Source organism: Phenylobacterium sp. (assembly GCF_036263695.1).
In the GTDB taxonomy this organism is placed as follows: domain Bacteria; phylum Pseudomonadota; class Alphaproteobacteria; order Caulobacterales; family Caulobacteraceae; genus Phenylobacterium.
Genome location: NZ_DATAGM010000351.1, coordinates 1 through 7,841 on the forward strand (window position 1 = coordinate 1; position 7,841 = coordinate 7,841).

The following is a 7,841-nucleotide window of genomic DNA, read 5'->3' on the forward strand; positions in this document are numbered from 1 at the left end:
CGGCCTGAGTGGCGGGCACGGTCCTCTTCATTAACGGCGCCTCGAGCAGCGGCAAGACCAGCCTTTGCCGTACGCTGCAGGCGTTGTGGCCGGGGCCGTTGGCGATGGTCGGCGTGGACGTGCTGATCACCATGCTGCCCCCGACCTACACCGGCTTCGGCGAGCGCGCCGCAGAGGGCTATCCCTTCCGCTTTGAGAAGGACGCCGAGGGTCGGCGGCTAACGGTCGCCCGGACCGGACCCGCCGGCCGCATCCTCAACCGCCGCATGGCCGAATTCGTCGCCGGCTGCGCCGCAGACGGGCTGGACGTGGTGGTGGACCATGTGGTGCTCGAGCCCCAAGACTTCGAGGACTTCGCCGCCGCCCTCGACCCGGCCCGCACCTGGCTGATCGGCGTACGCTGCGATCTGGAGGTGCTCGAGCTGCGTGAGAAGGCGCGCGGCGACCGCGCCATCAACCTCGCCCGCGAGCAGGCGGGCCGGGTCCATTCCGGCCGCTGGACCTATGACCTCATGCTCGACAGCACCGAGGCCTCGCCGCAGGTGTTGGCCCGGGAGGTGATGGACCGCACGGCGGCGGGCGCGCCGCAGGCGCTCGCCGCCTTGCGGGCAGCCTCACCCGCCTGACAGGAAGTCCCCGGCCGACAACTGCGAGAGACGCACGTTCTGCAGCACCAGCGGCGGCGCGTCGGAGATCACCTCCGGGAACAGGTCGAACACCACGTCGCGGCCCACCTGCCGGGCGCTGGCCAGGATTTCCTCGGTGGTCGCGTATTGGCCGTTCTCGCGGGCGTACACGATCAGCTTGTCGGTCCCCGGCCGGAAGTCGGTGATAACGACGCCGAAGAGGCCGTAGTCCACCAGCCCCGAACCGACCTCGAAGACATCGGTCCCAAGGCCGCCGGTGAGGGTCGCGTAGCTCGTCGCGATGATGTGGTCGTCGCCGAGGCCGCCGTCGCTGCGCGCCCGCAGCAGGGCGCCCGTCTCGTCCGTGAAGCCTTCGCCCGAGATCAGGATGTCGTCGCCGGCGCCGCCGATCACCGTGTCGAGCCCGCCGCCGCCGCGGAGGTTGTCGCGACCCATGCCGCCGTCCACCCAGTCGCGGCCGGATCCCCCGTCGATCCAGTCGTCGCCGGCGGCTCCGAGCAGGCGGTCGTCGTGCTCCTCGCCGAACAGCCAGTCGTCATCCATGCCGCCGTCGACCGTGTCGCGGCCGAGCCCGCCGTAGAGGAAGTCGACATCGAAGCCGCCGTTCAGCCGGTCGTCGCCCTGCATGCCCCAGGCGAAGGCCGACCCTGACTTCACGTTGATGATGTCGTTCCCGCCGCGCCCCCAGACCAGCGAGACGCCGCCATGGACGTTCAGGGTGTTCGCCGCCGTCGTGCCGTAGACCAGGTTGGGCGTGATCCCGTCCGGGACCCAGGCGCCGTAGACCCGCGCCTCGTTGTCGTCGTCGTCGGTGAACCGGGCGCCGCCGTAGAGCCGCTGGTCGAGCCTCAGGGTCTCGCCGTCCGGCTCGTCGGAGTGGAACAGATTGGCGCGCACCTGGTCGAGCGGACGGTTGTCGTTCCGCGACTCCAGCAACAGCGCCGTGGAGAAGTCCGCTTCTGTCCAGTTTCCGGTCGCGGCCTGCTCAAAGAAGAAGTCAACGCCGGTGAAGTCGGCGAAGTGGACGATGCGCTCGCCTTCACTGTTGAGCGCGCTCTGCCAGGACGCGGCCGCCGAACCGGTCAAGGCGATGTGGCCGCTCACCGTCTGGCCGCCGGTGTAGCCGAAGGCTTCGGGATCGATGCGGATGAACTGTTCGCCGTCCTCGAGGTAGTCGTCCTCGACCAGGCCGTAGAAGGTGTACGCAGTTGGTGCGGGCATCTGCTGAGCCTCCCAGATATCCTTGTTATGTCGTCAGGCCGACGGGGCAGAACCCGAAACGGGGTCGAAAGGTGCAGCCTCCCAAAATCGTGATTGCCGACCCTGACACGGCGACCAGGCTGCAACCTGCAGCCGCTTGGCGCCGGCTATCGCGTTCTGCATTCGTTCACGCATGGCCCGACGCAACCCCGCCCGCATTCCCCTCTCCGCCCGGCGGCATTTCTGCGAGAGCGTCGACGACATGCGCCGCCACGGCTGGGACGTGATCTCCCGCTGCGCCACCTGCGGCCTGGTCATGCGGGTGGACCTGGCCGCGCTCGCCACCCTGCGCGGCCCCGCCTTCAGCCTCTGGAACCGCAAGCCCCGCTGCCGCCGCCTCGGCTGCACCGGACACGCTTCGTTCCAAGCCCGCGCGCCGGACATGGCCTGGCACGACGAGCTGCGGGCGGAGGAGTAGCCGGGTTCCTCGTCTGCGGGAGCTCTGCTACAAGCCCCGCGTCCGGCGCGCCCTGCGCGCTCAACCTCGAGCCGGAAAGGAGACGCGACATGTCCACGACCGCCCTCTCCTCCCAAGCTCAAGGTATGAATGGACAGACCAAACTGGTTCGCGCGAGGCCTGCTCGCGCTGCGTGAACGGCTGCGCGCGCACTCTCCAGCCGCTGACCCTCGACACGACCGACTGCTTCTGAAACGCGCCCTGCGGGGCCGCCTGTCGCCTCACCTGCGCCGCGACGTGGGCGCGGACGACGGGTGACGCTCGGCCTCAGGCCCGCGGGTACAGGATGATCTGGGTGCAGCGGAACGCCGCCATCAGCTTGCCGGTGGCGGCGTCTTCCACCCGCGCGTCCCAGACCTGAGTGGTGCGCCCGCCGTGCAGCAGCTCGGCGGTGCAGCGCACCTCGCCCTCGCGCAGCGTGCCCACGAAGTTGCACTTCACCTCCGCCGTGGTGAAGCCGCTGGCCCCTTCCGGCCAGGCGGTGGAGACGCCGTAGGCGCAGAGGATGTCGGCGACGCTCAGCACCGCGCCGGCCAGCAGGAAGCCGGTGTGGGCGACGAGATCGGTGCGGACCTGAAAGGTCCCGACGACGCGGCCCTCGGCCACCTCGACGATCTTCAGGCCAATGTGCTCGGGCAGCTTGCCCAGGTTGGCGTGGTTGAGGCGCTCGACGCTGGTGGTGTTGGAGGTCGCAGGCATGGCGCACTCTAGGGCGCCGGCGTCGCTATGGCCAAGCTAGGACCGTGGCGGCTCGAGCTTCTCGTCCAGCAGCCCCTCGACGAAGCCGTTCACCCAGGGGTTCCGGGACCGGCGCAGGCGTTCGGCGTGATAGATGTGGGCCAGATCCGCGTAGGCGCGGTCGTAGTCCTCGTTGACGATCACGTAGTCGTAGGACCGCCAGTGGGGGATCTCGTCGTAGGCGCGGCCGAGGCGGCGCTGGATGACGTCCTCGTGGTCCTGGGCGCGCGCGTGCAGGCGGCGGGACAGCTCGCCCATGGACGGCGGCAGGATGAACACCCGGACCACGTCGTCGGGCGCCTCGCGGCTGATGGCTGCGGCGCCCTGCCAGTCGATGTCGAACAGCACATCGTGGCCGGCTTCCAGGGCGGCCATCACCGGGGCGCGCGGGGTGCCGTAGCGGTGCTCGTGGACGTGGGCCCATTCCAGGAACTCGCCGGCCTCGATCATTGCGTCGAAGCCTGCGCGGTCGAGGAAGTGGTACTCGCGGCCGTGCTCCTCGCCGGGCCTTGGGGCGCGGGTGGTGGCCGAGATCGACAGGTCCAGCTCGGCGTGGTCGGCCACCAGGCGGCGCGACAGGGAGGTCTTGCCGGCCCCCGACGGCGAGGAGATCAGCAGCATCAGCCCGCGGCGACGGCGGTTGGAGAGCTCGGTCATGGGCGGGGCGGCCTATTCCACATTCTGCACCTGCTCGCGCAGCTGCTCGATCGTCGCCTTGAGCGAGAGGCCGACGGCGGTGAGCTCGCCCAGCGCCGACTTGGCGCACAGGGTGTTGGCCTCGCGCATGAACTCCTGGGTGAGGAAGTCCAGGCGGCGGCCGGCGGCGCCCTGGCCGCCGATCAGCTCGCGGGCCGCGGCCACGTGCTGCGCCAGGCGGTCGAGCTCCTCGCGCACGTCGGCCTTCACGGCCATGGCGGCGGCCTCCTGCACGATGCGCTCCTCCACCGCGGCCGAGGTTTCGCCGATCAGCTCGCCCATACGCTTCTCGAAGCGCGCCTTGATGGCGGCGGGCTGGCCGGCGGCGAGGTCGGCGGCCTGGGCCACCAGCTCGGCGATAGTGTCCATGAGACCGGTCAGCACGACGGTGAGGCTGTCGCCCTCCGCCTTGCGGGCCGCGGCGAGGGCGTCGAGCGCCGCGCCGAGCGAGGCGGCGATGGCGGCCTCGAGGGCGGCCATGGCCTCCGGGTCGTCCTCGGCGTCCGCGGCCTCGACGACGCCCCGCAGGGTCATCAGTTCGCCCATGGTGGGCAGCTGCGCCTGGCCCGCGGCGACGTAGGGCGCGGCGGCGGCCAGATAGGTCTCCAGCTGGCCGGTGTTGATCCGCACCGAGGTAGCCGTCTCTGCCTTCTTGGCCTGGACCGAGACCTGCAGCTGGCCGCGGGCGAAGCGGCCTTGGGCGCCTTCGCGGGCGGCGCGCTCCAGGCCGTCGAAGCCGGGGGGACCGCGGAAGCGGACCTCCAGGTTGCGGCCGTTGACGCTGCGGGCCTCAACCGCCCAGCTCCAGGCGCCCAGCGCCCCTTCCGCCCGGCCGAAGCCGGTCATGCCGGAGAGGGCCATCAGAGGCCCCGGTCGGCTTGAAGGGTCACGGAGCCACCGCCTTCGCCGGGGGGACGACGGTGGTCGCCTGGGCGGCGCGGGCCTTCTCGATCGCCCGCCAGCGGGCGACGTTGCGGGTGTGCTCCTCGAAAGTCGCGGCGAACACGTGGCCGCCGGAACCGTCGGCGACGAAGAACAGCTCCTCGGTCTTCGGCGGGTCGAGCACCGCGGCCAGCGAGGCCCGGCCGGGGTTGGCGATGGGCGTCGGCGGCAGGCCGTCGATCAGGTAGGTGTTGTAGGGCGTGGCGGTGGCCAGCTCCGAGGCGCGGATGCCGCGGCCGAGCGGACGGCCCCGGTTGATGCCGTAGATGATGGTGGGGTCGCTCTCCAGCCGCATGCCGCGGCGCAGGCGGTTGACGAACACCGCAGCCACGCGGGGCCGTTCGCTGGCGATCCCGGTCTCCTTCTCGACGACGGAGGCTAGCGTGACGGCCTCCTCCGGCGTGTCGAACGGCAGGCCGGGCTGGCGCTTGGCCCAGAGCTGGGCGAGCAGCGCCTCCTGTGCGTCCATCATCCGCTTGAGCACTACCGCCCGGTCCTCGCCGCGCTCGACCTGATAGGTTTCGGGCAGCACCGAGCCCTCGGGGGGGGCGGAGACGACGCCTTCCAGCACCGGATTGGCGTTGAGCGCCTGGACCACCATCTCGCTGGTCCAGCCCTCCGGGATGGTGACCTGGTGGCGGACCACCCGGCCCTCGCGGATGTCCTGCAGGATCCGGCCCATCGAGGCGCGGTCGGCGATGAGATATTCGCCCGCCTTCAGTTCGCGGGCCGCGCCGGTGATCTGGGCGGCGGCGGCGAACACCGCCGAGGAGCGGATGACCCCGGCCCGCTCGAGGGCGTTGGCGATCTCGCTCACTCCCGACCCGCGCCGCAGGATCACGGTCGTGGCCTCCGCGTTCCCGCGCGCCTCAGGACCGGGGCCGTTGAAGGTGTAGAGCGCCCAGCCGATGGCGAGCACGGCCACCGCGGCCAGCGTCGCGGCCGCGCTCATGCCGACGATGGCCAGCCGCCGGAAGGGGGTCAGCCCCGCTTTTCGTCTGGAGGAGCGGCGGCGGCTCACGAGACGCGTCGGAAGACCACCGAGGCGTTGGTCCCCCCGAAGCCGAAGCTGTTGGAGAGGGCCACCTCGATCGGCATCGGCTTGGCCTTGTGCGGCACGAGGTCGAGGGCCGACTCGACGGACGGATTGTCGAGGTTGATGGTCGGCGGGGCGATCTGGTCGCGGATGGCGAGCGCGGTGAACGCCGCCTCGATGGCTCCGGCCGCGCCCAGCAGATGGCCGGTGGCCGACTTGGTGGAGCTCATCGAAGCCTTGCCAGCCGCCTGCCCGAGTAGACGCTCGACCGCCCCCAGCTCGATCTCGTCGCCGAGCGGCGTCGAGGTGCCGTGGGCATTGATGTAGTCGATGTCGGACGGGTCGATCTTGGCGTCGGCGATCGCCGCCTTCATGGCCCGGAAGCCGCCGTCGCCGTTCTCGGCCGGGGCGGTGATGTGATAGGCGTCGCCGGCCAGGCCGTAGCCGACCACCTCGCAGTAGATCTTGGCCCCGCGAGCCCGGGCGTGCTCCAGCTCCTCGAGCACCAGCACGCCGGCCCCCTCGCCCATCACGAAGCCGTCGCGGTCTTTGTCGTAGGGCCGCGAAGCCTTGGTCGGATCGTCGTTGAAGCCCGTGCTCATGGCCCGGCAGGCGATGAAGCCGGCGATGCCCACCGGGCAGATGGCCGCCTCGGCCCCGCCGGCGATCATCACGTCGGCGTCGCCGTACTTGATCAGGCGTGCGGCGTCGCCCACTGCGTGGGCGCCGGTGGCGCAGGCGGTGACGACCGAATGGTTCGGGCCCTTGAAGCCGTAGCGGATCGAGACCTGGCCGCTGGCCAGGTTGATCAGCGCCGAGGGGATGAAGAAGGGCGACACCCGGCGGGGGCCCTTCTCGTGCAGCTCGATGCTCGTGGCCTCGATGGTCGCCAGCCCGCCGATGCCCGAGCCCAGCATGACGCCGGTGCGCTCGCGGGAGGTCTCGTCCTCGGGCGCCCAGTTCGCGTCGCGGACGGCTTCGTCGGCGGCGGCCATGGCGTAGAGGATGAAGTCGTCGACCCGGCGGCGGTCCTTGGCCGATAGGGTCTGGTCGGGGTCGAAGCTGCCGGGCACGTCCGCGCCGCCGCCGCCCCGGCCGTCCACCCTGGGCACCTCGCCGGCCACGCGGCAGGCGTAGTCGGTCGCGTCGAAGGTGGTGATGTTGCCGATGCCGGACTTGCCGGCCAGCAGCTCTTTCCAGACGTGCTCGCGACCCTGGCCCAGGGGCGTGATCAGGCCGATCCCGGTGATGACGACGCGACGCATCCTACCTCCATACGAGAACCGCCGCGGCTCAAGGTTGCTCGAGCGACGCGGCGGCCCTTTAGATCGGCGTATCGCCTAAGGTGTTTCGCCTCAGGCGCCCAGGCGCTCCTGGATGAACTTCACGGCATCGCCGACCGTCTGGATGTGCTCGGCCGCGTCGTCCGGAATCTCGATGTCGAATTCTTCCTCGAACGCCATCACGAGTTCCACATTGTCCAGGGAGTCGGCGCCCAGGTCGTCGATGAACGAAGCCTTCTCGGTGACCTTTTCAGGATCGGCGTCAAGGTGTTCGATGACGATCTTGCGAACGCGCTCGAGGATGTCGGACATCAGGTTCAGTCCCTCTTGGTTCAGTCGTTTGCATCCCCGACGCGACGCTTAAAGTCAACTGTCGGCGGACAAAGCCAAAAATGGTCGGGCGCGGCCCTACCATGTTCCTCAGATCATCGCCATGCCGCCGTTCACGTGCAGGGTCTGGCCAGTCACGTAAGCGGCTTCGCTGCTGGCGAGGTAAACGCAGGCGGCGGCGATCTCGTCGCCGGAGCCAAGGCGGCCGGCGGGCACCTTCCCGAGCACCGTGGCCTTCTGCTGCTCGTTCAGAGCGTCCGTCATTGGGCTCTCGATGAAGCCCGGGGCGACGCAGTTGACGGTGATGTTGCGGCTGGCGACCTCCTGGGCGAGCGCCTTGGAGAAGCCGATCATGCCGGCCTTGGAGGCCGCGTAGTTGGTTTGGCCCGGGTTGCCCATCACCCCGACCACAGAGGTGATGCCGATGATCCGCCCGCTCCGGCGGCGCATCA

10 protein-coding genes are annotated in these 7,841 nt (G+C 70.3%); 2 read left to right on the top strand and 8 right to left on the bottom strand.

Annotated features, from left to right (window positions below):
- Positions 1 to 8: 8 nt before the first annotated feature.
- Positions 9 to 626, top strand: a complete 618-nt coding sequence (locus VHK87_RS14240; protein WP_329635552.1) for a phosphotransferase-like protein — start codon at positions 9 to 11, stop codon at positions 624 to 626.
- On the opposite strand, the gene VHK87_RS14245 is transcribed toward VHK87_RS14240, so the two are convergent.
- Positions 615 to 1,868: a calcium-binding protein gene (locus tag VHK87_RS14245; RefSeq protein WP_329635553.1), complete on the bottom strand. Its 1,254-nt coding sequence runs from the start codon at positions 1,866 to 1,868 to the stop codon at positions 615 to 617. The genes VHK87_RS14240 and VHK87_RS14245 overlap by 12 nt on opposite strands.
- Before the next feature lie 172 nt (positions 1,869 to 2,040).
- Here VHK87_RS14245 and VHK87_RS14250 point away from each other — a divergent pair, with 172 nt between their 5' ends.
- Positions 2,041 to 2,325 carry a hypothetical protein gene (locus tag VHK87_RS14250; protein ID WP_329635554.1) on the top strand — a complete coding sequence of 95 codons (285 nt, stop codon included), beginning with the start codon at positions 2,041 to 2,043 and terminating at the stop codon, positions 2,323 to 2,325.
- Between the two features lie 306 nt (positions 2,326 to 2,631).
- On the opposite strand, the gene VHK87_RS14255 is transcribed toward VHK87_RS14250, so the two are convergent.
- The 7 genes from VHK87_RS14255 to VHK87_RS14285 all read right to left on the bottom strand — a co-directional run.
- On the bottom strand, positions 2,632 to 3,063 hold the full coding sequence (locus tag VHK87_RS14255; protein WP_329635555.1) for a PaaI family thioesterase: 432 nt from the start codon (positions 3,061 to 3,063) through the stop codon (positions 2,632 to 2,634).
- Between the two features lie 36 nt (positions 3,064 to 3,099).
- Positions 3,100 to 3,759, bottom strand: a complete 660-nt coding sequence (gene gmk / locus VHK87_RS14260) for a guanylate kinase (RefSeq protein WP_329635556.1) — start codon at positions 3,757 to 3,759, stop codon at positions 3,100 to 3,102.
- A 12-nt stretch (positions 3,760 to 3,771) separates the two neighbouring features.
- Positions 3,772 to 4,659, bottom strand: a complete 888-nt coding sequence (locus tag VHK87_RS14265) for a YicC/YloC family endoribonuclease (protein ID WP_329635557.1) — start codon at positions 4,657 to 4,659, stop codon at positions 3,772 to 3,774.
- A gap of 25 nt (positions 4,660 to 4,684) precedes the next feature.
- Positions 4,685 to 5,761, bottom strand: a complete 1,077-nt coding sequence (mltG, locus tag VHK87_RS14270) for an endolytic transglycosylase MltG (RefSeq protein ID WP_414694150.1) — start codon at positions 5,759 to 5,761, stop codon at positions 4,685 to 4,687.
- A complete protein-coding gene (gene fabF, locus VHK87_RS14275; RefSeq protein ID WP_329635558.1) occupies positions 5,758 to 7,041 on the bottom strand; it encodes a beta-ketoacyl-ACP synthase II in 1,284 nt (427 codons plus the stop codon). The genes mltG and fabF overlap by 4 nt, the downstream gene beginning before the upstream one ends.
- Positions 7,042 to 7,131: 90 nt before the next feature.
- Positions 7,132 to 7,371: an acyl carrier protein gene (locus tag VHK87_RS14280; RefSeq protein WP_293318447.1), complete on the bottom strand. Its 240-nt coding sequence runs from the start codon at positions 7,369 to 7,371 to the stop codon at positions 7,132 to 7,134.
- Between the two features lie 108 nt (positions 7,372 to 7,479).
- A partial coding sequence (locus VHK87_RS14285; protein WP_329635559.1) for an SDR family oxidoreductase occupies positions 7,480 to 7,841 on the bottom strand: 362 nt, incomplete at its 5' end.

Excerpts from the sequence above, each read along its gene's own strand:
- VHK87_RS14245 (WP_329635553.1), bottom strand. The coding sequence starts at position 1,868 with ATGCCCGCACCAACTGCGTACACCTTCTACGGCCTGGTCGAGGACGAC.
- VHK87_RS14250 (WP_329635554.1), top strand. The coding sequence starts at position 2,041 with ATGGCCCGACGCAACCCCGCCCGCATTCCCCTCTCCGCCCGGCGGCAT.
- VHK87_RS14255 (WP_329635555.1), bottom strand. The coding sequence starts at position 3,063 with ATGCCTGCGACCTCCAACACCACCAGCGTCGAGCGCCTCAACCACGCC.
- gmk (WP_329635556.1), bottom strand. The coding sequence starts at position 3,759 with ATGACCGAGCTCTCCAACCGCCGTCGCCGCGGGCTGATGCTGCTGATC.
- VHK87_RS14265 (WP_329635557.1), bottom strand. The coding sequence starts at position 4,659 with ATGGCCCTCTCCGGCATGACCGGCTTCGGCCGGGCGGAAGGGGCGCTG.
- fabF (WP_329635558.1), bottom strand. The coding sequence starts at position 7,041 with ATGCGTCGCGTCGTCATCACCGGGATCGGCCTGATCACGCCCCTGGGC.
- VHK87_RS14280 (WP_293318447.1), bottom strand. The coding sequence starts at position 7,371 with ATGTCCGACATCCTCGAGCGCGTTCGCAAGATCGTCATCGAACACCTT.